The following is a 24,921-nucleotide window of genomic DNA, read 5'->3' as shown; positions in this document are numbered from 1 at the left end:
GGGAAAAGGAGTAAGGGTGAGACCTCGCCGAGGAGAAACAACTACCCCCCGCGAGGATTGTGAAGTTCCTGAGCGAAAATCAACAACGAAGTTTAACAGCGCCAAATTAACAAAATGAGGTCTTGAGTCTCTACTATACACTCAGGCCTCCATCATATTTTCAATCACCATATCTCAAGCATATTTAATAAAATCAACAAAATGGCTGCCGGTACAATGAAACGAATAATAAAAAACCAACTTTTAAATAAGCCTCTCGGAAATGCCCCTCCACTTTGTAACTCCGCTATTAAAATATCTTTCCTCATTTTAAACGGAACAAAGACACTAATGAATAACGCACCTATTGGCATAATCATATTACTTACCAAATAATCGACTAAGTCGAAAAATGTTTTCCCAAATAGTTTCCAATCTTCTATTACACCGAAAGACAGCGCTGAAGGAATACCAGCGATAAATATCACGATCCCAATAATCCAAGACCATTTTTTCCGCAATATAATACTTCCCTTTGCAAGGTTGGAAACAATCATTTCTAACATGCTTAGCGCTGATGTAAGCGCCGCAAATAAAAATAAAATAAGAAAAGCAAAGAAGAAAAACATTCCGAGTGGAAGTTGACTAAAAACATTTGGTAAAACTTCAAATAACAGAACTGGTCCTGCATCAGGAGTTAACCCAAAGGAAAAAACCGCTGGAAAGATCGCTAACCCAGCCAAAATAACAATCAATATGTTCATACTTACAATCGAAAGTGCTGAGCGAGGTAAGCTTTCTGATTTTGGTACATATGAGCTATAAGTTAACATCGTCGAAACACCTAAACTTAAAGTAAAGAGCGCTTGGCCTAAAGCAGCTAATATTGTTTCAGCAGTAACCTTTGTAAAATCAGGCAAAAACAGAAATCTTAACCCTTCGGATATGTTTGTTAATGTTAAAGAGCGCACAATTAATAATAAAAAAAGAATAAACAATGCTGGCATCATTATTTTATTTGCTCGTTCAATCCCATTTTGGATGCCTCTAGCAACAATTACAATAGTTAAAAGCATAAACAGTAAATGTGCTATAAGACTTATGAAAGGGTCAGCAATCGTATCAGCGAATATAGTTTGATATTGCTCAACTGTTAAACCACTCAGTTGCCCAGCAACCGTTTTATAAATATAAAGGATGATCCAGCCACCGATTACGCTATAAAAAGAAAGAATAATAAAATTTGCAATCAATCCTAAATATCCGAGCAAATGCCACTTCGTTTGTGGCGCAATCACTTTGTACGATTGAATTGCATTTTTTTGAGTATGACGCCCAATGACGAACTCCGCTAGCAAAAGCGGTAAGCCAAACAAAATCGTAAAAACTAAAAAAAGAAAAAAGAAAGCTCCTCCCCCGTTGACCCCAGCGACGTACGGGAACTTCCAAATAGCCCCTAATCCGACTGCAGAACCTGCTGCTGACAAAATAAATCCAAGTCTTGAAGACCATTGTTCGGTTTGCTTCATAACTGTACTCCTTAATTTTATGAAAGTTAGTAATATCATAACATATGCTTTTTCAATTGACATTCTAATTTTTGTGGTAAGGAAATTACGAGTTACGAGGTTGTTTTATTAAAATGCGAAGCGAAAAGCAATGACTGAAAATAAGGCTTACTTGAAAGCAAAAGAAGTTTCTGAGGATCGATATTCAAAAATTTGAAAATGCATTATTATTTAATGAAAGTGGGAATTTTATACAATCAAGTCTTTCCCATTTTTTCTAATTTCATATTAACCAAGACACCAATGAAAAGGAAGTTAAACATAAAAAAAGCCTAGCCACTTTGACTAAGCTTTACTTTCATTTATCCCAACAGGAGTAGTTCTTCGCTTTTTTTCTTCATTCCAAATTAATTGTAATAAAAGAAAATTACCAAGGGCCGCAACAATTAGCCATGTCCCTAATACGTGATGGCCATTATAAAAAGAGACAACTACACTTACACTGCAAAATATACCGACAAACAAATAAAACAAACTTAATAATTTACCCATCTTAATCCCCCATTCACTTCACCTTTGTTCATAAATCAGACAAATAATGTTCACAAAATATTCATATTTAAATTATAGCGAATATGTCTGGAAAATGAAAGGGCTTTCCTCATATTTTTTTAATTTTTCTTACTAGATAGTAAATATTGGGATTTCGCTTTGGTTTCATGAATTTATATACAAATTATAATCTCAAAAGTATGGCTTCCATAAAGCAACACTTTCCTCATATGTGACAACTGTTATAATAAAAATATATTTAGTAAGCGAGGGTCCTTTATGAATAAAACAATAGGAATATTAGCCCATGTAGATGCTGGAAAAACAACATTTTCTGAACAGCTTCTCTATCATACAAAAAGTATTAAGCAAAGGGGGCGTGTGGATCACCAAAATGCCTTTTTAGATTCCCATAATATTGAGAAACAACGAGGAATTACTGTCTTTGCTGATCAAGCTGTCTTTCACTATTTAAATTCGACTTATTATTTAATCGACACACCAGGGCATGTTGATTTTTCACCAGAAATGGAAAGAGCTATTCAAGTGATGGACTATGCCATAATTATTATTAGTGCAGTAGAGGGTATTGAGGGGCATACAGAAACCGTTTATCGACTATTAAGGAAACATCGTATTCCGGTTTTTTTCTTTATTAACAAAATTGATCGCTCAGGAGCAAATGTGGACAGTGTCATTCATGACATAAAAGAAAATCTAACATCAGATGTAATGGATGTTACTAATTCCTTTCACTTCGGTCACTTTTCCAACGACTTAGTCGAGTGGTTAGCAGAACGGGATGAAGAACTTCTGGATGCCTATATTAACAATATTATTAGCGAAGAGTTTTTGCTAAGTAAAACGCAATGGATGATTCAAAATGGGGTAATTTTTCCGTTGTTCAGTGGGTCAGCCCTTCAAGATATCGGCATTAAAAGTTTTCTGGATAATTTTCATTTTCTAACTAAGACAAATGATGATAGTAATCATGACGAGCCTTTTGCAGGAAGAGTTTATAAAATCCGTCATGAAGAATCAGGTACAAGATTATCTTTTATAAAAGCGATTAAAGGCAAACTCGCTGTACGTGATGAACTTACGTATTTAAACGAAAATGGAATAGAAAAGCACGAAAAAATTACGCAAATAAGGGTTTATAATGGCAATCAATTTCAAACCGTTAACGAAGTATTTGCTGGACAGTTATTTGCAGTGACGGGATTAACAGATGCTTCGATTGGATGTGGATTAGGTACATTAAAGGAAAAGGAACAGTTTGAATTAATACCAACATTAAAATCGAAAGTTGTATTCGCTCCATCGGTCAATCCGAAAGAAGTACTAAAATATTTTAAAGTGCTGGAAGCGGAAGATCCTTCATTAAGTGTTAAATGGGACGAATATCAACAGGAAATTCATTTACATGTCATGGGAAAAATCCAATTAGAAGTGTTAGAACAAATAATCCCTGAAAGATTTCACTTGAATGTTCAGTTTGCCAAACCAGAAATTTTATATAAAGAAACGATTGAAAAGGAAGTAGTTGGATACGGTCATTTTGAGCCATTGCGTCATTATGCAGAAGTTCATTTAAAAATCGAACCTGGAGAACGTAACAGTGGAATTAGTTTTGTCAGTGAATGTCATACTGATGATCTTTCTTACGGGTTACAAAATTTAATTAAGCAACATATTTACGAACGGGAACATCACGGTTTATTAACAGGTTCAGCATTAACCGATGTAAAAATCACCCTTTTAACAGGTAGAGACCATAATAAACATACGCACGGTGGTGATTTTCGTGAAGCTACTTTCCGCGCTATCCGCCAAGGGTTAGAAAAAGCCAACAATATTCTGCTTGAACCGTATTATAAATTTAAAATTACGGTTTCCATTGAGCAAATGGGACGAGTATTGTCAGACATTCAAGCAGCTCATGGACAATTTGATACTCCCCTTACAGCAGGAGATAAAGCGTTGATTACAGGAATGGCCCCAGTTGCGACTTTCATGGAATATAGTGCCAAATTAGCTGCATTGACACAAGGTAAAGGAAGTATCTGGATGGAATTAGCGGGTTATTTCAGATGTCATAACGAACAAGAGATCATAGCAAAGATAAACTATAATAAAAATGCCGATCCTGACTACACATCTTCCTCTGTTTTTTGTGCAAAAGGACAAAGCTTTTCTGTAAAGTGGGATGAGGCGGAAAAAATGATGCATTGTTTAAAATAAATAGGACGGATGTTTTAGGATTGTTGAAAAGGGTTTTGGTTTTCTAAATGTATGGGCTATTTAGGTTTGGCAATTAATGATGGTCCAGTCGGGAGAAACTGACTGATTTTCAGCAATTCTCCCGTTCTAGAATACTATATTCAGTTATCCTACCATTTTCAAGAAAATCCACGATTGTCCCGGAAACTTAAATCCGAGGTAACTCCCCCCCTCCCCCATTTTTTACCACTTTATCCATTTTATTTAATAGCATAAGTTTTTTTTACAGTGGAGACAGTAATGCTGAGGAGGAGGTGACATATGAGAAAATTAGCTTTCTGTTGCATTATATTTATGCTGCTATTTCCTGCAGCTGCATTCGGTCAATCAAGTGCGATCCACACCGTCAAACCTGGTGACAGTATGTGGAAAATTGCCGTTCGTTATCAAGTCGGTTTAAGTGAATTAATAAAAGCAAACCCACATATTAAAAATCCGGCGCTCATCTATCCAAATCAAAAAATTACCATCCCTGCTATTTCTGAAAAAAACTTCGAAGCACAAGTTGTTCAGCTCGTTAACCAAAAGCGTCGTGAAGCAGGATTGAAACCGTTAACCCATAATTGGGAACTGTCCAGAGTTGCGCGGTATAAAAGTATGGATATGCGAGATCGAAACTATTTTAGCCATGACTCGCCTACATATGGCAGTCCTTTTACTATGATCAAAAACTTTGGCATTTATTACCGAAATGCTGCCGAAAACATTGCCCAAGGTCAGGCAACACCTGCAGCAGTTATGCAATCATGGATGAATAGTCCTGGACACCGTAAAAATATATTAAGTGCTCAATATACTCAAATTGGGGTTGGTTATATTTCTGGGGGAACAGGGCGTCACTATTGGACGCAAATGTTTATCAGTCAATAGTTTCCAAAAAATTGCAGCAAAAAAACTCCTACAAAACAGTCCAGTAGGAGTTTTTCATTTTTATCGTTTCCACTTTTTTAGACAATTAAACCGGAATAAGCGCGTAACTAGACGTTTCACTGCGCAAATCCTACATTAGTACATCCTTTTACACCTAAATAAAAAACACATGTTTCTTTTTAAGGGAACTAGTCCACTCTTTACCAAAAATCACATTGTTAGAAGATTCACTTGATCAAGAACGGATTTTGCACCTATAATCGGTGACTTTATTCAGCAACTACTCTTGGCTAAATTCTCCATTTGGACGCAGTTGTGCGACCTTTTCCTGCACTTCATGAATATTATTCATCTTGTTATCCCAACATGCTTGGGAAAGATCGACAGGATATGGAGTAGGATTTAATATCCGTTTATATTCATCCCAGAAAAGTGTGAGATTTTGTTTTACACTACTTTGTATTTCTTGAATGGATGGCGATTCATAAACGAGCTCTCCATTAACAAAAATATCATGATGCAATTCTCGAGCTTCAAAATTAGTCACATATTTTTTCAAAAATGTGTGGACAGGGTGAAACATTTTTAATCGTTTTTCTTCCCAAGGTTTTTCCCATTCGAGAGTAATATAATCCCCTTCTGATTTCCCCGTTTTTCGATTAATAATTCGATATACTCTTTTTAAGCCTGGGGTCGTAACTTTTTCTGGATTTCCACTTATTTTTATCGTATCAACCATTTCACCTTGTTCATCTTCAATCGAAACAAGCTTATATACTGCGCCTAATGCTGGCTGATCGTAAGCAGTAATTAACTTCGTACCAATTCCCCAAATGTCAATTTTCGCTCCTTGAGCTTTTAAGTTCATAATCGTATGTTCATCCAGATCATTAGAAGCTACAATTTTCGCGTCTGGGAAGCCAGCTTCATCTAACATTCGCCTCGCTTCTTTCGATAAGTAAGCTAAGTCCCCACTATCCAAACGAATACCGATAAAATTAATTTGATCACCAAGTTCTTTTGCAACTCGAATGGCATTTGGTACTCCTGAATTTAGCGTATCGTATGTATCAACGAGAAATACACAATTTTTATGTCGGCGAGCATATTTATGAAAAGCAGTATACTCATCCCGGTATGTTTGAATCATTGAATGCGCATGTGTTCCTGAAGCTGGTATGCCAAATATTTTTCCTGCTCTAACATTGGATGTGGATTCAAACCCACCGATGTATGCCGCTCTTGTACCCCAAATAGCTGCATCCAGTTCATGTGCCCTTCTAGAGCCAAATTCCATTGCTACTTCATTGCCAACTACTTGTTTAATTCTTGATGCCTTTGTTGCGATTAATGTTTGGTAATTAATGATATTGAGTATAGCAGTTTCCACTATTTGCGCCTCTGCCAATGGGGCTTCCACCCGAAGTAACGGTTCATTAGCAAAAACAATTTCTCCTTCTTTTACCGATCGAACAGTACCTGTAAAGCGCATATCTTTTAAATAGTTTAAAAAGTCTTCGCGGTAACCAAGTTCATTTTTCAAATAAGCAATATCTGTTTCTGTAAATCGGAAACTTTGCAAGAAATCCATTACTTTTTCTAAACCAGCAAAAACTGCGTAGCCATGACTAAATGGCATTTTACGGAAATATACTTCAAATACGGCTTTTTTATGATGAATTCCATCTTCCCAATATGTTTCTGCCATATTAATTTGGTATAGATCGGTATGTAAAGCCCATGAATCATCACTGTATTTTGTACCCACGAAATTTACCTCCATCTAAACTTTTATTAAAAGCATTATGATTAATGTCGATTCCCTACCTTATTATAGCATTTTACTAAAAATTTTCTAATAAACCTTTTTCTGTACTAATTTCGTAAAATTATGTAAGTAAGATAAGCAACGTAAGAGACAGCCAATATTAATCCCTCTGTTTTCCCAATGCGGTATTTCGTTCTTGAAAAAATTAGTAAAACGAATGTAAAGAAAATCATAATTATGACATCAACAAAAACTTTACCATTCACTGCTAGTGGAGTAATAGAGGAAGATATACCTAAGACGAGCAAAATATTAAAAATATTACTACCTACAATATTACCGATAGCAATTTCGCTTTTCTTTTTCAAGGCAGCAGTTACTGATGTCACTAACTCTGGTAAGGAAGTTCCGACAGCAACAATGGTTAAGCCCACTAACGTTTCACTCATTCCGAGTGCATAGGCAATTTTTTTACTATTACTAACAACTAATTCGCCTCCTAAAATAATCGCTCCGAGCCCAATGACAGTTAGAAAAATATTTTTCCCCCATGCTAAATTCGTTTTTTCTCCTTCTTCTACCGTTTGACGGCGATTTCTAGCCACTTCTAGTACATAATACATGAAAATTGCGAAAAATAGTAATAAGGTCAAACCATCACTTCTTGTAATAAAATTATTCATGAACCCTTGTAACGTAACATCTGACATAAAGATCAATAATGCGACACTCGCTAATAATGTAAAGGGGATTTCCTTTCGAATTGTTTCATTTTCAACTTTTAATGGATATAAAAATGCTGCTAATCCAACAACTAATGTTAAATTAAATATATTACTACCGACAACATTCCCTAATGAAATATCGGCATTTCCATTAATTGCTGCTATTATACTTACGGTTGCTTCTGGAGAACTTGTTCCAAATGCGACTATTGTCAGACCAATGATCATTGGCGATACCCGCATTAACGTTGCTAAATTAGAAGAACCTTCAACAAAATAATCAGCACCTTTAATTAATAAACCAAATCCTAATAATAGTAAAAAGTATTCCATCGCGATCATCCTTTTTGTCAAAGTTTTACTGTCGGTTTACGAAATACGGGTGCGTTTCGTTTCAACATCTTTTAAAAATTTACTAATTAAAATGAGATAAGTTGTTGTGATTATTTTTAAGTTACCCTAAAATTGAACATATTAACTTGTTTCGTTAGTGCTGCTTTTTCAACGAGACACGGTTATTTGGGGGTTATTTTTTTGCGACGAATAGTAATAACTGGGTATAAAGCATATGAATTAGGGATCTTTAACGAAAACCATCCTGGGATACATTATATTAAAAAAGCATTAGCAAAGGAATTGGTGACACTTCTTGATGATGGATTGGAGTGGGTATTATTAAGTGGACAGTTAGGCGTTGAAACATGGGCTGCACAGGTGATTATGGACTTAAAGGATATGTATCCACAGTTAAAATATGCAGTCATTCCTCCGTTCCTCGACCAAGAAGCTACGTGGAATGAAAACAACCAGCACATATATCAAGAAATTATAGAGTTTGCTGATTATTATCGAGCCCTTACGGAAAAACCGTATGAAGGGCCATGGCAATTCATGGAAAAAAACAAATTTTTCATTAGAAATTCAGATGGTCTACTTATTATTTATGATGAGGAAATGGAAGGTTCCCCAAAGTATATTAAAAAATTGGCGGAACAATATGCAAAAAATAACGATTATCGTATTATTTCTATCACTCAATATGATTTGCAGGCGATTGTAGAGACTGAACAAATGGACCAAATGGATCAATGGTAAAGCGAATGCTTCACAGCAGCCATGAATGTTTGGAAAACTAATGGGCACTTATTGCATGTTGTTTGCAACAAGTGCCCTGTATCTCTTTTATTACTTATCCTTATATATAGATTTTGGTTTTCCGTACCACCATCGTCCTAATTTTTGTTGTATATAAGGAATTACCCAGTAATCTAATCCTAATGTTCTACCTGCACCATTCAATAGCGCAATTGATGCTGGCAATGCCCATAACTTATCCCAACCAAGCATCGCCGTTAACGTGAACATCACTAAAAAGCCAGCACTTGCTACACTACAAATCCACGTAAACAATCCAGCCACTAAAGCTAAACCAATCGCTAATTCTACAAACACCATGAACTTTTGCATAAACACAGCTACCTCGGGAGTTGGCAACATAATACGCATCATCCATTCAAACCAACCAGGCATTTCATTTAAGATTGGATCAGCCCAATCCCCTCCAGTTTCTGCAGGCGTCGCACCAGTTGTTGGGGATTGTAACCATTCAAATGGCATTCTAACTGTGTCACTACCTAGCCACGAGTCCTCCCCAATTCCTTTAAATAAAGTCGGTACATTCCTCCAGCTCTCTATTGCATATGTCCATGTATTATGTCCCCAAATTTTTGCAAAAGCTTCTTCTAACCAAAAACCACCGACATAAATACGTAACGGAACCGACCAGAGGACATTTCCATATCGGTTAGTGAAGTTACGGAAAATATTTCGCCTATCTTTCGTATGCAAAAATTCATGGGTAAAGTATTGCCACATGTAGTATCCGCTTCTTATCGTAAATAAATAATATAAGTTCACGATATGTTTCATAAAATTGGCAAACCAACCACTTAAGCGAATTCCATTTAAATTTGCAACACCATATCTTGCTCCAATGGATACCATAAATCCGTGGTATTTCCCTTTATATGGTACTTTTTCCCCACCGGTAACACTTGCAAAAATATTTTTAGCAGCTGTCGCACCAGTTTGCTCTGCTGCCTCTACAATTTGCGGTGTTGCTTTTCCAGGTTCCTCTTCGAAATATGCTAAATCGCCAACAACATAAACATGATCAAATCCTTCTGCTTCCATATACTGATTAACTTTAATGCGACCTGCTCGGGCGGTTTCCATTCCATATGATTGGGTATCACTATTTGCTTTTATCCCAGCAGTCCAAATTAATGTAAAGGTCGGAATTTCTTGTCCAGACTTCAATGTTATACGGTCTTCTTCTACTTTTACAACGGGGGAATTGGTTAATATATTGATCCCGTTTTTCACCATATACCTTTCTGCTTTTGCAGCATCTTTTCTATCCAATAAATTTAATATCGTTGGGGCTGCTTCAATTAAGTATAATGAAATTTCATCGGCATCGAGCTTATTTTCCTTTGCTAATCGCCCTTTCCACTCGAGTAATTCCCCTACCATTTCCACACCTGTAAAACCAGAACCGCAAACAGCAAAAGTCAACATCGCTCGTCGTTTTGCCTCGTCATGTTCTAAAGAAGCCCGGCGAACAATTTTTTCGATATGTTCTCTTAAAACCATTGCATCTTCCCAAGACCATAACGTAAAACCGTGTTCTTTCACCCCTGGTGTACCAAAATCATTTGGCTCGGCACCCATACCTAATACTAAATAATCGAATGGATACGAACCGTACTCCGTTTCTACAACCTTTTTCTCGTAATCAACAGTCGTAACATTATCTGTTACCAATTTCACTTTAGTCCTTTTAAAAAGACGCAATAAATCAAATTGCACTGCATCTGGCTCCACTCGGTGTGCCGCAACTTCATGTAGTTCTGTCATCATTGTATGGTAGGAATGTCGATCTATTAAAGTAATGGTTATATCATCATTACCTTTAAAATGTTTCGCTAACTTTTTTGCAGCATGTACTCCTGCATAGCCAGCGCCGATTATTACGATATTTTGCTTAGCCATTGCAATTACCTCACATTCCACATGATAAAGAATTCATTTTCCATTTAAAGTAGTATCCCTCTCTTTTTGAGTTTTTCCGAAACAAGCGATATTATGCAGATTTTAATCGCTCTTCATTACGGTAACAATTGATATAAAAACAAATGCATAGATTTTATCAAGGCGCACAATCTAGAATTAAGTTCTTATCACCTGCTTGTGTTCTGTATTGAAACATACTTTACGAAAAGGTTAGGAAAATGGAAAGGAAGGGATTTTTATGAAGAGTAAATGGTTATCAATAATGGTCATTTTTTTCGTACTCCTACTCGCCGCTTGTGGTGGTAACGATGACAAAGGAAAAGATAATAATACCGACAAGAAAGATCCTGACAATGCTGCAAAAACGGAGCAAACAGACAAGAAAATTGTTGCCGGAGCACCATTACAAGACGGAGTATATACTTTAACTGAAAATGACTTTGATGAAAATGGTTGGAAGGTTAATTTTCGAATTACCGTTGATAAAGGAAAAATAACAAAATCTGAATATGATTACGTTAATGCAGACGGAAAACTTAAGTCTGAAGACGAAAATTATGATAAAGCAATGCGTGAAAAAACAGGAACAGGGCCAAAGGATTATATTCCAGATTTAAATAAACAATTAGAAGAAAAACAAGATGCAAAACAAGTAGATGTAGTTACAGGTGCAACTCACTCTTCAGAGAACTTCATTAACTATGCGCAACAGTTAATGCAAGCAGCGCAAAAAGGCAATACAACTCCAATTGAAATTGCAAACACCTCACCTTTAAAAGACGGAGTATATAAACTAACGGAGAAAAACTTAGATGCTAATGGCTGGAAAACATACTTAAACATTACCGTAGAGGGTGGAAAAATAACACAAGTTGATTACAACAATTTAAATGCAGAAGGTAAGCTAAAAACGGACGATGAAGGGTATCAAAAAGCGATGAGTGAAAAAGTGAATATAGGTCCAAAGGAATATATACCTCGTTTAAGTGAAGCGTTGGTAGAAAAGCAAGATCCATTAGCAATTAGTGTAATCAGCGGCGCAACCCATTCTACTCATACATTTAAATTATATGCCCAACAGTTAATCAATGCCGCACAAAAAGGCGATCAAACTCCTATTGAAGTTGATAACATCGTTTTTGAAAAATAATAATATAAGTGTGGGTGTTAGTTGATACTTGTGTTTAGATTAACTTATAAAAAAACTTAATATAGGCTCTCTTATATAGGTCTGTTTCAAGACAGGCCTTTTTTTGTTGACAAACAAAAATGTCCGCTACCTATATTGATAACGGACATTTTCAACATTCATAAAAAAATGTTTTTACATTTTTCGCTCTAATAAAAAGTTCGTCAAAGCAAGTAATGTTTCTTTATATTGCCCCTCGGGTAATTTCCCAATTTCTTTTATTGCCTTTTTTGTGTATCTTTCAGCAAGTTTTTCTGCTTTTTTAACACCGTCGTATTTATTAATTAAATTTAACAGATTGTCAATATCTTCTTCTGTTAAGTCGTCCCTTTTTTCTAACAGCGGTTCAAATACAACAGGGTTTTCTCGTAAGGCATAAATGAGTGGTAACGTATAAATTCCTTGACGAAAGTCACTTAACACTGGTTTTCCAACTTTTTGGCTATCTCCTTTGTAATCGAGCACATCGTCCATAATTTGAAAAGCCATACCGATGTAATGCCCCATATTCCATGCTATCATTGTTAACTTGCGATTTGCATTACTTTCTACCGCTCCAGCATAACAGCTAATGGCAAAAAGTTGTGCCGTTTTTCCAGAAATTCGTGATAAGTAATTTTTCACAGATTCCGGACGCTCATATCTAGAATGGAGTTGATCCAGTTCTCCAGTTAGGATTTTTTCCATGCCACGGGTATTGAACTCTAAATTAGAAACAGAGGATGCGTGTTTTGCAAGGATTTGAAAACAGAGACAGAATAAATAATCACCAGCATAAATGGCAAACTTATTACCATATTCTGTATGGATCGCAGGTATATTGTGTCTCGTTTCAGCCTCATCGATAACATCGTCATGAACAAGTGTTGCCATGTGCAAACATTCCAATGCTGCTGCAACAGCAATTGCTCTTTCTTTATTTGTTTCCTTGCCAATTTTCGAACTGAGTAAAGCATAAGCAGGACGTAATAATTTCCCGCCGGAATGTATTTGTTCACTAATTATTTTCTCTATTCTTTTATTACGAATGTGAATGCTTTTATCAATTAAACGAACAACTTCGAGTAAGTCTTGTTGTAAATCTGGGTAGGTATTCCACATTGGGTGAACATGCATCGTCGTACCTCCTCCATGCTATTCATGGACCTCTTGCAAATAACGATAGTAATGTAATTTTTCCACATGGGTTAATAAATAATTCGCTACTACACCGATAGCAATTCCTGCTAATATCCCGATAAAAGATAATACAGGTAAATATAAAAGTACCGTCCAAGTTTGTGCTATCCAGCTAGCAACGGTTAGCTGACCGACATTATGTAAGACAGCTCCTGCAGTGCTAACGCCAATTAAGCTAACTCGTGTGGGACCTAGTTTTTTCACTAACCACATTCCAAAAAAACTAAGCATTGCTCCAGCTGCACTATACATAAATGTGGAAATCGTTCCCCCTAGAAGAGTTGCTAACGTTAAGCGAATGATAATAACTTTTAATACATCTTTTGTTGATAATGTATACAAAGCCATACATGTGATTATGTTTGCTAAACCTAATTTCGCACCAGGTGCTACTGCAAATGGGAATGGAATGGCTCGTTCGACAAGGCTAATAATTACTGCTTGTGCAGATAGTAAAGCAATATATACTAATCGTTGATTTTTAGTCATTTGCCATTCCCCCTTATAAAATCAGCCATTAAAATGTGCGCTAGTGAAATAAAAATCAAATAATACAATTACTTGCCATCAAATTGGTATTATCGAATCATTTTTCCGCTGGGGAATGAATAATCGACAATAGGAATTAAGAACTAATAATTAAATCTTCCGTTTCTCCATCAACCGTTTGGATTTCAATAATTAATTTATGTGGCAAGCAAACAATTGTTTTTCCAGGTTTTGTAATATAACCTGTTCTTACACAAACTTGATCCGAACAGTTTGCACTTTTAATTCGAATTTTTTCATCTATTATTTCAATGGTATTTACATCATCACCGTGACCGTGAACGTCAAAAATTTCTGTTCCTTGGTGCCCAGTAAGTGTAACCCTTTTTATTTCCTTATTATTCAACGAAATAACGGCAACTTTAATTGCATCTTCCGTAGACTTTTCTGTTTGTGCATAAGTAAAAATAACAACTGGGAGGAAAGATAGTATTACGAGCAATGTAACGACAATTATATCCCATCGTTTAATCATTCGATAATAAGATCTCATTGAAAAAATCCTCCCTTCCAATACTGTTTCTATTCATAGTATGTACTACAGAAGCTAATCCTATTTTTTTGCGAAGCTGATCATGAGAAAAGGTTCTTAAAACATAAGAAGAGGGAGGAATCTCTCCCTCTCTCTTAACAAACAACTTATTTATCGTCTTTATATATTGATTCCTCTTTACCGTACCATGCTTTACCTAATTTATTTTGTAAAAATGGAACAACCCAATAATCTAATCCTAATGTTCGACCAGAACCATTTAATAATGCGATTGAAGCAGGTAATGCCCAAACTTTATCCCAACCAAGCATTGCACTTAGAGTGAACATTACTAGGAATCCAGCACTTGCTGCACTTGCAATCCAAGTGAATAAGCCACCGATTAACGCTAAACCGATACCTAACTCAATAAAGACGACTACTTTTTGCATGAATACTGCCATATCAGCATTTGGTAATACAATTTGCATAAACCATTCGAACCAACCTGGCATTTTACTTAAAATAGGTGTTGCCCATTCGACAGCTGATTCCGAAGCACTTGCACCACTAGTTGCTCCACTAGTTGTAGTTTGTAACCACTCAAATGGCATGCGTACAGTGGAACCAACTAACCAAGAATCTTCACCTAAGCCTTTAAATAATAATTTGACATTAGACCAGCTGGATGTTGCTTCTTTCCAAGTAGATGCTCCCCAAATTTTGGAACCAGCTTCTATTAACCAGAAACCACCGACAAACAAGCGGAGTGGGAAACTCCAAAGTACGTTTCCATAACGGTTGGTGAAATTACGGAAAATATTACGTTTATCTTTCGTATGGAAAAATTCGTGCATCACGTATTGGAACATATAGTAACCACTACGAATACCGAAGAAATAGTATAGGTTAACCATATGTTTCATGAAAATTGCTAACCAACCACTCAAGCGAATTCCACTTAAATTTGCTACACCGTAGCGCGCACCGATAGAAACCATGAAACCATGATATTTTCCTTTATACGGTACTTTTTCACCACCGCTAATTTCAGCAATAATACTTTTCGCTGCAGTCATCGCTGTTTGTTCTGCTGCTTCAACAATTTGTGGTGTTGGTTTTCCTGGCTCTTCTTCAAAATAAGCTAAGTCTCCAACGACATATACATTTTCACGGCCTTCTGCTTCCATATATTCATTTACTTTCAAGCGTCCAGCTCTTGCTGTTTCCATGCCATAATCTTTCGTATCAGAGTTTGCTTTTACTCCTGCTGTCCAGATAAGTGTATATGTTGGTAATTCCTGACCAGATTTTAATAATACCCGGTCCTCTTTTACTTCCACGATTGGAGAGCTCTTTAATATTTGAATACCTTTTTTCACCATATATTTTTCAGCTTTATCCGCATCTTTACGATCTAACATATTTAAAATCGTTGGAGCAGCTTCAACTAAATAAAGGCTGATTTCATCTTCATCAATCTTATTATCTTTTGCTAGACGTACTTTCCATTCATATAGTTCACCGATCATTTCTACTCCAGTAAAACCTGATCCGCAAACGGTGAATGTTAACATTGCACGGCGAACTTTTTCATCGCGAATAGTTGCTGCTTTTTGAACCGTTTTTTCAATATGTTCACGTAAAATAACTGCATCTTCCCATGACCAAAGGGTAAAACCGTGTTCTTTCACACCAGGAGTTCCAAAGTCATTTGGTTCTCCACCCATACCTAAAATTAAATAGGTAAATGGATATGTTCCATGTTCTGTAGTCACTACTTTTTTGTCATAATCAACATGGGTTACGTTATCTGTGACAAGATTCACTTTTGTACGATTAAATAATCGACGCAAATCAAATTGAATGGCGTCTGGTTCCACACGATGAGCGGCTACTTCATGTAATTCCGTCATCATCGTATGATATGAATGACGATCAATTAATGTAATAGAAACTGAATCATCTTTTTTATATTTCTTAGCAAGTTTTTTTGCGGCATGAACACCTGCATAACCTGCACCGATGATAACAATGTTTTTCTCTGCCATTAACATTGCACTCCTTATATATTATTTATACTGTAAATATGATTGTGAAATTATTAACAATGACCTGTATATTTTACCTTGTCTTTCTCTATTTGTCTATAACTTTTATAAAATAATCACAACTTTTTCACTGGAATTTTTTCTTAGTGTTTAAATTATCACGTAGTCTATTGATTTATTCAAGCATACGAGTAATATATTCATATTCTCATAAAATAAGTGTAAAATACATATTTACATTTTCTCAAACATGATGTAATATAGTTTCGTACCCAATGTGAATATTTTCACAAGAAAAAACGTAGGAAAGGTGATAAATATGAAATTAAGAAAAATTTCTGCAATTGCGGCATTAACACTCTCTGCTGGTCTTTTCTTAGGCGCATGCGGCAGTGACGATAGCGCGAGTGGCGATAAAGTCAAAAAAGATGAGGCTAAAGTAGAAAATACTACTACTAACAAAGAAGAGACTACTAAAAAATTACTAGCAGGTGCTCCTCTTCAAGACGGTACTTATACTTTATCAGAAAAAGAATTAGACAAAAATGGTTGGAAAGTGAATTTCTCCATCACTGTAAAAGATGGTAAAATTACTGAGTCAAACTATGATTATGTCAATGCAGATGGTGCAAAAAAATCAGAAGATGAAAACTATCAAAAAATGATGTCTGATAAAACAGGTGTAGGACCTAAAGAATTCGTTCCTGCATTAAATAACGCATTAATTGAGAAACAAGATGCAAGCCAAGTAGAAGTAGTAACTGGTGCTACTCATTCTGCGGAAAGCTTCATTAACTATGCACAACAATTAATTCAGGCAGCACAAAAAGGCGACACAACTCCAATCGAAATTGATGCACAAGCTGCATTAAAAGATGGTGAGTACAAATTAGCGGAGAAAAACATCGGTTCCACTGGTTGGAAAACATACATTAATATGACTGTTAAAGATGGTAAAATCTCCGAAGTTGACTATAACTACGTAAATGCAGAAGGCCAATTAAAAACAGATGATGAAGATTATCAAAAAACGATGACTGAAAAATCTGGTGTTGGTCCACAAGACTTCGTTCCAGCATTAAGCAATGATTTAGTTGAAAAACAAAGTGCTGGAGATGTGGCAGTTGTTACAGGTGCAACTCATTCCTCACATTCGTTCAAAATGTATGCTGCTCAATTAATAAATGCAGCACAAAAAGGAAATACTACTCCTATTGAAGTAGATAATTTCGTATTTGAAAAATAATCTCTAAAATATTATTTTCCTTAAATAAATTTAAAACAACTTAGAAAAGACTTTGGAGACTATCTCTAAAGTCTTTTTTAAAAATTTTCTTTTATTACTAAGTATGGGGCGAACCGTCCAATCTATTTAAGAACAGACTGAATACTAGAAAGGACTGGGAGAAATTTGGTGAAAAAAAAATTAGCTTTTGTCATTATCATACTTCTCTTCATTAACTTAGCTGGGTGCAATCAAGGACAAAATAAAAATACAAACGAAAACTTGTTAACTAATCCATATAAAAGAACGGAATTTATGATGGGAACAATCGTAAATTTAAAAATTTATGACAAAGATAAAGAAACTGTCCTAGACGCTGCTTTTAAACGAATGGAAACATTAGCAAATTCCATTACCGTTAATGAAGCGAGTTCGGAAGTTGATAAAATTAATGATCAAGCTGGAAAGCAACCGGTGAAAGTATCAAAGGACATCTTTGAACTTATTGAAACAGGATTAGACTACAGTGAAAAATCAGCTGGATCTTTTGATATTTCTATCGGACCGTTAACAAATTTATGGCGTATTGGTTTTCCGGATGCTCGGAAACCATCCCAATCGGAAATAAATGACGTATTGCCACTAATTGACTATAAACAAGTGAAGATGAATAAAGAAGAACAAACTGTTTTCCTAAATAAGGAAAATATGCAATTAGACCTCGGTGCTATTGCGAAAGGATTTATCACGGACGAAGTAGTAGAATTATTAAAGAAAAACGGTGTTACTACGGCGATTATTGATCTCGGTGGGAATATTTTCGTAATGGGAAAAAGTCCATCTAGTGGAGAAGAATGGGGTGTAGGAATTCAAGACCCCTTCTTATCAAGAGGAGAAGTGATCGGAGTAATCCGCGAATCAAATAAATCCATCGTTACATCAGGAATTTATGAACGTTATTTAAAAGTCGATGAGGAAACATATCACCATTTACTTAACCCAGAAGATGGATATCCATTTAATAATGATATTGCCGGTGTTTCAGTAATCACGAAAAAATCAATGGATGGGGACGCCTTATCAACAGCGATTTTTTCAAAAGGAATTGATGGTGGATTGAAATTTGTCGAAACGATGGACGATGTCGAAGCAATATTCGTCAGTAAAGATAAAAAAATTTACTTAACATCTGGATTAAAAGAAACATTCGAAGTAACAAACAGCGAATTCGAAGTAGTCAACTATTAGCGGGGGACTGTCCCCAACAATTCAAATTTTTCAGAAAGGAACCGGATTATGTCCTTACAAACTTTTTTGAAGTTGGTGGAAATTCAAACGAAATTGGCTAGCTTTTTTCCATTTTTAGTTGGGCTTTTATTTACAGTTTATCGGTTTGAAACTTTCCATCCTCTTAATACACTTATATTTTTTGCTGCGATGCTGATTTTTGATATGACAACTACAGCGATCAATAACTACATGGATTATCGAAAAGCGAAATCCGTCGAATATAAAAAAGAAAGAAATATTATCGGGCAAAAGAATGTTCCCGAGGGGATTGTTATTTTTACGATTATTAGTTTATTAACCATTGCAACGGCACTCGGAATTTGGTTAGTATTTCGTACAGATTTGCTCGTACTGCTTATTGGAATGGTTTGTTTCGCCATTGGAATTTTATATACATTCGGACCCATTCCACTGTCCAGAATGCCACTCGGGGAAATTTTCTCTGGGGTAACAATGGGCTTTGGAATTGTATTTCTGACCATTTATGTCAATGCATACGATCAAGGCATTGCCAATATCATTTGGGAAGGACGATTCTTAAGTCTACAAATGGACTTAATATTACTGTTACAAATTCTTTGGATTTCTCTACCATGCGTCTTTACGATTGCAAACATTATGCTTGCCAATAATATTTGTGATTTAGAGGATGATATTAAAAACAACCGTTTTACATTACCTTTTTATATCGGTAAAAAATATGCCATTTGGCTTTTTAATATACTATATACTTTATCGTTTGTTGCAATTATAACCGCTGTTATTTTTGATATTTTACCACCAATTATCCTTTTATCTTTATTGGCGGCAATTCCTGTCTATCAACATGTTTATAAATTCAACTTAAAACAAGCGAAAGCTGAGACTTTCCCACTCGCTGTGAAAAATTTAGTTTTAGTTAATGGTGCATTCATCGCCATGCTTGTTGTGTCGATCATTGCTTAAATTTCAAAGGAAAGCCTTTATCCGTATTGCTAAGTAGTTTTATTTACGATATGATATTTTTTGTGTTTGACGAACAGTGATTTTTTAAAGGTGGAGTTAGTATGAGTACCCCGATTATTCAAGTAGAAAATGTGACATTTCAATATGATAAACGTACAGAGACCGATATTTTATCATCGGTTTCTTTTAACATATATAAAGGTGAATGGGTGGCTATTGTTGGCAAAAACGGGTCCGGAAAGTCCACTTTAGCCCAAATCTTAGTCGGCTTATTAACAGCTCAACAAGGCGAGATTACCATTGATGGGTTGAAACTATCCCAGCAAACTATTTGGGAAATTAGACGAAAAATTGGGATCGTATTTCAAAATCCTGACAATCAATTTATTGGTACAACGGTTCAAGACGATGTTGCATTCGGATTAGAAAATTTAAACTTACCGTATGATGAGATGCGTGCAAAAGTAGATGAAGCACTAAAGCTAGTCGGTATGGATGATTTTCGCCTGCATGATCCTTCTCAACTTTCTGGGGGACAAAAACAACGGGTTGCCATCGCAAGTGCCCTAGCATTAGATCCAAATATATTGTTGCTTGATGAAGCATTTGTTATGTTAGATCCAGCTAGCAGACAAGATCTACTCATTGCTCTAAAACAATTAAAGCAAAAGAAACAAATAACGATTGTTTCCATTACACATGATAAAAATGAAATGGTCGCAGCGGATCGATTAATTGTCTTAAATAATGGCAGAGTAGTCAATAGCGGTCTTCCAAAAGAAATATTTATGACACAAGCAGAACTAGAACCCCCCTTTTCTGAACGGTTGCGGCGGAAATTACGAGAACTTGGAAAAAACGTCCCTAATGAATATATGACAGAAGATGAAATGGTGCGATGGCTATGCAAATAAATTTTAACAACGTTTCTGCTGACTACCAAGTAGGTCCGATTCGAAGCCCGCTCATCTTACAAGCTGTCGATTTATCTATCCAATCAAAATCATTTACTGCTGTCGTAGGTCATACTGGCGCGGGGAAATCTAGTCTTTTAAAAGTAATAAATGGATTACTTCTTCCGAAACAAGGCGAAGTTTACGTAGGAACAACGACTATTTCAGCAGCTAGTAGTAAAAAAGAGCTAAAAGAAGTGCGTCAACGGGTGGGAATGGTATTTCAATTTCCCGAAGCACAATTATTTGCCGAGACAGTTGAAAAAGATATTTGTTTTGGTCCGCTTAATTTCGGTATTCCATTAAATGAAGCAAAAAAAATCGCTAGACAAGTAATCCAACAAGTCGGCTTAGAAGAAGAGATACTACATAAATCACCCTTTTCCTTATCTGGTGGTCAAAAACGTCGTGTTGCCATTGCGGGAATTTTAGCAATGAAACCAAATATTCTCGTTTTAGATGAACCAGGTGCTGGTTTAGATCCGAATGGAAAAAGAGAAATTATGCATCTCATTAAATCATGGCATATGGAACGCGGACTCACAACGATCTTAGTGACGCACGATATGGAAGATGTGGCAGAGTATGCGGAGCAAGTAGTTATTATGGATAAAGGACAAGTCGTTGCTCACGATGTGCCGAACAAAATTTTTGCTAATCTAGCGCTATTGGAAAAATATCATTTATCATTACCCGATGCCCGTAAACTTCAAATCCGTATCGAAAAGGAGACCGGTGTTCGGCTGCCAAAAATTTGTTTAACCGTTGATGATTTAGCTAATGGGTTAATGATGGCGGGGCTTGTTTAATAAGACGCATGACCCCAGTCAAATTATTGTAACTCAAATAGAGAGTGGTGTGTTTATGAATAAATTAATTCTTGGCAGATATTTTCCTGGTCAATCTATTATGCATCAATTAGATCCACGGGCGAAATTAGTCGCTGGTTTTTATTTTATTTTTATTTTATTTATTGCAAACAACTGGTTAACATATCTTTTACTAATTTTATTTACCTTTACAGTGATGTATCTTAGCGGGATCTCATTCAAGACGTATGTCCGCGGGGTAAAACCATTAATTTGGTTAATACTATTTACTGTATGTTTACAAATCTTATTTACTGCTGGCGGAAAAATATATATTGATTGGGGACCAATTACCATCTCACAATTCGGAATTATTAATGGTATTTTCATTTTCTTTCGTTTTGTTATGATTATCTTCCTATCCACGGTGATTACATTAACGACAAAACCAATTGACTTGACCGATGGAATTAATTCATTATTAAAACCACTGCGTCTTTTCAAGTTACCTGTAGACGATATCGCGTTAATGCTTTCGATTTCTTTACGATTTATACCGAATTTAATGGATGAAACACAAAAAGTGATGGATGCACAACGGGCGCGAGGGGCATCATTCGGGGAAGGCGGACTGTTTCAACAAATGAAAGCATTAGTTCCTGTTTTTCTACCATTATTTGTCGGTTCATTAAATCGTGCGGAGGAATTAGCTAATGTAATGGAAGTTAGAGGCTATCAGTCTGGAATAAGGCGCTCCTCATTCCGAAAACTACATTGGCAGTTACGGGACACAATCAGTTTGTGCATTATGGTCTTATTAACCGTCAGCTTGTTGTTTTTGCGATTCAATAGCCCACTTTAACAAAACTTTACTGTAGAGGATTTTTCAAACACTAGTACAAGCGGCGTATAGATAATTACGCCGCTTACTGCTGATTTTCAGCTTTCTTTCCTTTATCTCTAACTTTGAATATCTCGCTTTCGATACCCAATGATACTAATGAATGTTATCATACAGGCGGTAATAACTAATAAAAATTGCAACCAATAATTTACTTCTTCAATCGGAAGTTCTGGAACGTAACCGAATGGAGTCAATCGTTCGACCCAATCTGGTAATTGAAGCAACCCACCTAAATATACAACGATAAAGGTGTAAATAACGATTAACCAAATTAACTGGCTATATTTTGGCAACCAGCCGATTAATAAACTAGTAATGGCAACAAGTACTACTATTGCAGGAAAATATATAATTGTTGCACCATATACAGTCGAAAAACTCCATCCTCCCGCGATAGATAAGGCACCTAATGACCATAATCCAATTGCCGAAAGGGATAACATAATATATGCATTTATAATAGCAGCGATAAAATACGTGAGAAACAACCTTTGTCTAGAGACTGCACGCCCTAATAGGTGTTCCATTCTGTTCTTTTTCTCTTCCCCCAATAATCGGAGCATCATTTGTATCGGCGGGATAGCAGCAATAATGGCAAGAACAAAAGCTAACATTGGTAAAAACTGCTCTACTAACGAATAATTTTCATTATTTATTAGGAACTGTTGTAAAATATCACTACCTTCAAAGAAACTTTCTAAATCTCCTAAAACAGATCCATAAGACGCCCCTAAAATGAGCATACCGATAGCCCACGAAATAATTGCCGTTCTTTGTAACCTTACTACTAATCCGACAGGTGTTCGTAAAAATTTACTAGCGTGTCGTTTTCCAGATTTTACTTTTAAAAGACCTGACTGGTGATCCCTTCTCACATTTAAATAAGACGCGAATAGAAAAACTATCGTAGCTGAAAGAAATAGTAAAATAACTGGCCACCAATTGTTTTCCCCATAAACTTCTGTTTTTGTGAGCCAACCTAATGGGGATATTGCAGAAACAGTTTCATTGCTTACATCGCCAATTGCTCTAATTAAATAGGAGAATAAAAGTACTGCAATTCCATAACTATTAGCTCCTCTTGATGTTACAGTAATTTGGGCAAATAGGGCTGCAATACTGGCGAAAAAAATTCCTGTTGCAGCTAGTGAAGTTCCGTATAATAAAGACCCAGGAAAGTCAACTGTTGCTATTTTTAAACTGGATAAACTTACTGATATTACTATTGCCAAAATAAAATTGACAGCAATAACGGCTAGGCTAGTAGCATGAAGGTTTGCTAGCCTTCCAACAGGTAAAGAACTTATTAATTCTAAGCGACCGTCTTCTTCTGAACCTCGTGTATTTCTTGTAACGAGAAAAATACTCATAATCCCTACTAAAATAGCAGTAAAAAGTAGCATTTGATGAGCTGTCATTATTCCAATCGTATAATTACTTAAATCTGCTTTACCAGCCATTGCAATCATTGCAGGATTTTCCATTGTTTCAGCAAAGGCATCCCGGTCTTGTTGCGTAGGGTAAAGTTCATTTAGTGCGACTGGAACAATGACAGTAAAAAAGGTGAACCCTATTAACCAAAAAACACTTTGGATTTTTTCCCTTTTTACTATCGATAAAAATAACAGTCTACTATTTTTGAACATCCCCTTAGTCATGAAAATGACCTCCAGACAGTTCGTGTTCTTTTTCATAATGACGCATAAACAAATCCTCTAATGTTGGAGGGCGATTTTCCAGTTTTACTATCCCATACGGAGCAATATATTTCATAATATTACTCAACTCTTCTGCATCTACTTGAAATGAAAGTCTGTTTGCTATTTGTTTCACTTCATGAACACCTTTCATTTCGTAAATAGCAGTAATTGGTTCTTCTGTTTCGACGGAAATGTGTGTACGTGTTAAGTGACGCAGTTGTGCTAAACTCCCTGTTTCAATTATTTCTCCTTCCTTTATAATACCGACCCGATCACATAACTTTTCCACTTCCGATAAAATGTGACTCGAAAGGAGAACACTTTTCCCTTCATTTTTCGCATCCTTTACACAGTCTTGAAAAATTTGTTCCATCAATGGATCTAAACCAGATGTCGGTTCATCTAAAATATATAAATCAGCATCTGCTGCAAAAGCTGCTACTAAAGCTACTTTTTGTCTATTCCCTTTTGAATACGTCCGGCATTTTTTTGACGGATCTAAATCAAACTTTTCCAACAAATCGTTTCGACGATGTTTATTTATGTTCCCACCACGCAATTTTATAAATAAATCAATTACTTCTCCTCCTGTTAAATTTGGCCATAAATTCACATCTCCTGGTACGTATGCAATTCTCTCATGAATTTTCACTGCCTGCTGCCATACATCCATTCCAAATATTGTTGCCTCTCCTGAAGTAGCCCTTAATAACCCGAGTAAAATACGAATAGTAGTGGACTTTCCAGCACCATTCGGTCCAATAAAACCAAAAATCTCCCCTTCTTTCACTTCCATGTTTACCCCATTTAAGGCATAAAAATTGCCAAACCTTTTTGTTAAGTTATCGATTTTCACTACAGTCATACACAGTCACCTCTTATTCAAGGAATTTAA

Annotated in this window: 21 protein-coding genes; 10 read left to right on the top strand and 11 right to left on the bottom strand. The window is 35.9% G+C overall.

Annotation, left to right across the window (positions count from 1 at the left end; all coding sequences use genetic code 11):
• Positions 1-164 precede the first annotated feature (164 nt).
• Both BN1242_RS07550 and BN1242_RS07545 read right to left on the bottom strand, forming a co-directional pair.
• Positions 165-1,508, bottom strand: a complete 1,344-nt coding sequence (locus BN1242_RS07550) for a sodium-dependent transporter (RefSeq protein WP_062353722.1) — start codon at positions 1,506-1,508, stop codon at positions 165-167.
• 324 nt (positions 1,509-1,832) lie between these two features.
• A complete protein-coding gene (locus BN1242_RS07545; protein WP_062353719.1) occupies positions 1,833-2,039 on the bottom strand; it encodes a hypothetical protein in 207 nt (68 codons plus the stop codon).
• 279 nt (positions 2,040-2,318) lie between these two features.
• Between BN1242_RS07545 and BN1242_RS07540 the strand changes: the two genes are divergently transcribed.
• Complete coding sequence (locus BN1242_RS07540; protein ID WP_062353716.1) at positions 2,319-4,283, top strand: GTP-binding protein; 1,965 nt, start codon at positions 2,319-2,321, stop codon at positions 4,281-4,283.
• Positions 4,284-4,583: 300 nt separating this feature from the next.
• Positions 4,584-5,192 (top strand): SafA/ExsA family spore coat assembly protein, encoded by a 609-nt coding sequence (gene safA / locus BN1242_RS07535; RefSeq protein ID WP_062353713.1) that lies wholly within the window; start codon positions 4,584-4,586, stop codon positions 5,190-5,192.
• A gap of 280 nt (positions 5,193-5,472) precedes the next feature.
• On the opposite strand, the gene BN1242_RS07530 is transcribed toward safA, so the two are convergent.
• Together BN1242_RS07530 and BN1242_RS07525 are read right to left on the bottom strand one after the other, a co-directional pair.
• Positions 5,473-6,960: a nicotinate phosphoribosyltransferase gene (locus BN1242_RS07530; RefSeq protein ID WP_087941736.1), complete on the bottom strand. Its 1,488-nt coding sequence runs from the start codon at positions 6,958-6,960 to the stop codon at positions 5,473-5,475.
• Positions 6,961-7,067: 107 nt separating this feature from the next.
• A complete protein-coding gene (locus BN1242_RS07525; RefSeq protein ID WP_062353707.1) occupies positions 7,068-8,018 on the bottom strand; it encodes a calcium/sodium antiporter in 951 nt (316 codons plus the stop codon).
• A gap of 195 nt (positions 8,019-8,213) precedes the next feature.
• Here BN1242_RS07525 and BN1242_RS07520 point away from each other — a divergent pair, with 195 nt between their 5' ends.
• Positions 8,214-8,780, top strand: a complete 567-nt coding sequence (locus BN1242_RS07520) for an SLOG family protein (protein ID WP_071435488.1) — start codon at positions 8,214-8,216, stop codon at positions 8,778-8,780.
• A gap of 90 nt (positions 8,781-8,870) precedes the next feature.
• Here the strand turns inward: BN1242_RS07520 and BN1242_RS07515 are convergent, their stop codons facing one another.
• Complete coding sequence (locus BN1242_RS07515) at positions 8,871-10,739, bottom strand: FAD-dependent oxidoreductase (RefSeq protein ID WP_062353698.1); 1,869 nt, start codon at positions 10,737-10,739, stop codon at positions 8,871-8,873.
• Between the two features lie 259 nt (positions 10,740-10,998).
• Here BN1242_RS07515 and pplA (BN1242_RS07510) point away from each other — a divergent pair, with 259 nt between their 5' ends.
• The gene (gene pplA / locus BN1242_RS07510; RefSeq protein ID WP_062353695.1) at positions 10,999-11,910 is read left to right on the top strand and encodes an extracellular electron transfer flavoprotein PplA; all 912 of its coding nucleotides are present in this window, start codon (positions 10,999-11,001) and stop codon (positions 11,908-11,910) included.
• A gap of 174 nt (positions 11,911-12,084) precedes the next feature.
• Here pplA (BN1242_RS07510) and BN1242_RS07505 read toward each other — a convergent pair whose 3' ends face one another.
• The 4 genes from BN1242_RS07505 to BN1242_RS07490 form a co-directional block, all read right to left on the bottom strand.
• Positions 12,085-13,065: a polyprenyl synthetase family protein gene (locus BN1242_RS07505; RefSeq protein ID WP_062353692.1), complete on the bottom strand. Its 981-nt coding sequence runs from the start codon at positions 13,063-13,065 to the stop codon at positions 12,085-12,087.
• Positions 13,066-13,083: 18 nt separating this feature from the next.
• Entirely contained in the window at positions 13,084-13,617 is a 534-nt protein-coding gene (locus BN1242_RS07500; protein ID WP_062353689.1) for a Gx transporter family protein, read from the bottom strand.
• 136 nt (positions 13,618-13,753) lie between these two features.
• Positions 13,754-14,170: a NusG domain II-containing protein gene (locus BN1242_RS07495; RefSeq protein WP_062353685.1), complete on the bottom strand. Its 417-nt coding sequence runs from the start codon at positions 14,168-14,170 to the stop codon at positions 13,754-13,756.
• A gap of 146 nt (positions 14,171-14,316) precedes the next feature.
• Positions 14,317-16,200 carry an FAD-dependent oxidoreductase gene (locus BN1242_RS07490; protein WP_062353683.1) on the bottom strand — a complete coding sequence of 628 codons (1,884 nt, stop codon included), beginning with the start codon at positions 16,198-16,200 and terminating at the stop codon, positions 14,317-14,319.
• Positions 16,201-16,519: 319 nt separating this feature from the next.
• Here BN1242_RS07490 and pplA (BN1242_RS07485) point away from each other — a divergent pair, with 319 nt between their 5' ends.
• From pplA (BN1242_RS07485) to BN1242_RS07460, 6 genes are all read left to right on the top strand, one after another.
• A complete protein-coding gene (gene pplA / locus BN1242_RS07485; protein WP_062353681.1) occupies positions 16,520-17,446 on the top strand; it encodes an extracellular electron transfer flavoprotein PplA in 927 nt (308 codons plus the stop codon).
• A 168-nt stretch (positions 17,447-17,614) separates the two neighbouring features.
• Positions 17,615-18,673, top strand: coding sequence for an FAD:protein FMN transferase (locus BN1242_RS07480; protein ID WP_062353677.1), 1,059 nt, complete (start codon positions 17,615-17,617; stop codon positions 18,671-18,673).
• A gap of 48 nt (positions 18,674-18,721) precedes the next feature.
• Entirely contained in the window at positions 18,722-19,660 is a 939-nt protein-coding gene (gene menA, locus BN1242_RS07475; protein WP_062353675.1) for a 1,4-dihydroxy-2-naphthoate polyprenyltransferase, read from the top strand.
• Positions 19,661-19,761: 101 nt separating this feature from the next.
• Entirely contained in the window at positions 19,762-20,574 is an 813-nt protein-coding gene (locus BN1242_RS07470; RefSeq protein WP_062353672.1) for an energy-coupling factor transporter ATPase, read from the top strand.
• Positions 20,565-21,422, top strand: coding sequence for an energy-coupling factor transporter ATPase (locus BN1242_RS07465; protein ID WP_062353669.1), 858 nt, complete (start codon positions 20,565-20,567; stop codon positions 21,420-21,422). Before BN1242_RS07470 ends, BN1242_RS07465 begins: the two co-directional genes overlap by 10 nt.
• A 55-nt stretch (positions 21,423-21,477) precedes the next feature.
• Entirely contained in the window at positions 21,478-22,284 is an 807-nt protein-coding gene (locus tag BN1242_RS07460; protein WP_062353666.1) for an energy-coupling factor transporter transmembrane component T family protein, read from the top strand.
• 98 nt (positions 22,285-22,382) lie between these two features.
• On the opposite strand, the gene BN1242_RS07455 is transcribed toward BN1242_RS07460, so the two are convergent.
• Together BN1242_RS07455 and BN1242_RS07450 are read right to left on the bottom strand one after the other, a co-directional pair.
• Positions 22,383-23,984 (bottom strand): ABC transporter permease, encoded by a 1,602-nt coding sequence (locus BN1242_RS07455; RefSeq protein ID WP_062353663.1) that lies wholly within the window; start codon positions 23,982-23,984, stop codon positions 22,383-22,385.
• Positions 23,977-24,891 carry an ABC transporter ATP-binding protein gene (locus tag BN1242_RS07450; RefSeq protein WP_062353660.1) on the bottom strand — a complete coding sequence of 305 codons (915 nt, stop codon included), beginning with the start codon at positions 24,889-24,891 and terminating at the stop codon, positions 23,977-23,979. Before BN1242_RS07450 ends, BN1242_RS07455 begins: the two co-directional genes overlap by 8 nt.
• Positions 24,892-24,921 lie beyond the last annotated feature (30 nt).

The sequence above is a fragment of the Bacillus kwashiorkori genome, assembly GCF_001375515.1.
GTDB lineage: Bacteria > Bacillota > Bacilli > Bacillales > Caldibacillaceae > Bacillus_BK > Bacillus_BK kwashiorkori.
The sequence above is the reverse complement of the archived record's forward strand: the minus strand, read 5'-3'. Positions and strand labels throughout refer to the sequence as shown.

Bases quoted from the DNA above. Each gene is read 5' to 3' on its own strand.
- BN1242_RS07540 (WP_062353716.1), top strand. From the start codon at position 2,319: ATGAATAAAACAATAGGAATATTAGCCCATGTAGATGCTGGAAAAACA.
- BN1242_RS07505 (WP_062353692.1), bottom strand. From the start codon at position 13,065: ATGCATGTTCACCCAATGTGGAATACCTACCCAGATTTACAACAAGAC.
- BN1242_RS07495 (WP_062353685.1), bottom strand. From the start codon at position 14,170: ATGAGATCTTATTATCGAATGATTAAACGATGGGATATAATTGTCGTT.
- BN1242_RS07500 (WP_062353689.1), bottom strand. From the start codon at position 13,617: ATGACTAAAAATCAACGATTAGTATATATTGCTTTACTATCTGCACAA.
- BN1242_RS07550 (WP_062353722.1), bottom strand. From the start codon at position 1,508: ATGAAGCAAACCGAACAATGGTCTTCAAGACTTGGATTTATTTTGTCA.
- BN1242_RS07450 (WP_062353660.1), bottom strand. From the start codon at position 24,891: ATGACTGTAGTGAAAATCGATAACTTAACAAAAAGGTTTGGCAATTTT.
- BN1242_RS07470 (WP_062353672.1), top strand. From the start codon at position 19,762: ATGAGTACCCCGATTATTCAAGTAGAAAATGTGACATTTCAATATGAT.
- pplA (WP_062353695.1), top strand. From the start codon at position 10,999: ATGAAGAGTAAATGGTTATCAATAATGGTCATTTTTTTCGTACTCCTA.
- BN1242_RS07525 (WP_062353707.1), bottom strand. From the start codon at position 8,018: ATGGAATACTTTTTACTATTATTAGGATTTGGTTTATTAATTAAAGGT.
- pplA (WP_062353681.1), top strand. From the start codon at position 16,520: ATGAAATTAAGAAAAATTTCTGCAATTGCGGCATTAACACTCTCTGCT.
- BN1242_RS07545 (WP_062353719.1), bottom strand. From the start codon at position 2,039: ATGGGTAAATTATTAAGTTTGTTTTATTTGTTTGTCGGTATATTTTGC.
- menA (WP_062353675.1), top strand. From the start codon at position 18,722: ATGTCCTTACAAACTTTTTTGAAGTTGGTGGAAATTCAAACGAAATTG.
- BN1242_RS07490 (WP_062353683.1), bottom strand. From the start codon at position 16,200: ATGGCAGAGAAAAACATTGTTATCATCGGTGCAGGTTATGCAGGTGTT.
- BN1242_RS07465 (WP_062353669.1), top strand. From the start codon at position 20,565: ATGCAAATAAATTTTAACAACGTTTCTGCTGACTACCAAGTAGGTCCG.
- BN1242_RS07460 (WP_062353666.1), top strand. From the start codon at position 21,478: ATGAATAAATTAATTCTTGGCAGATATTTTCCTGGTCAATCTATTATG.
- BN1242_RS07455 (WP_062353663.1), bottom strand. From the start codon at position 23,984: ATGACTAAGGGGATGTTCAAAAATAGTAGACTGTTATTTTTATCGATA.
- safA (WP_062353713.1), top strand. From the start codon at position 4,584: ATGAGAAAATTAGCTTTCTGTTGCATTATATTTATGCTGCTATTTCCT.
- BN1242_RS07515 (WP_062353698.1), bottom strand. From the start codon at position 10,739: ATGGCTAAGCAAAATATCGTAATAATCGGCGCTGGCTATGCAGGAGTA.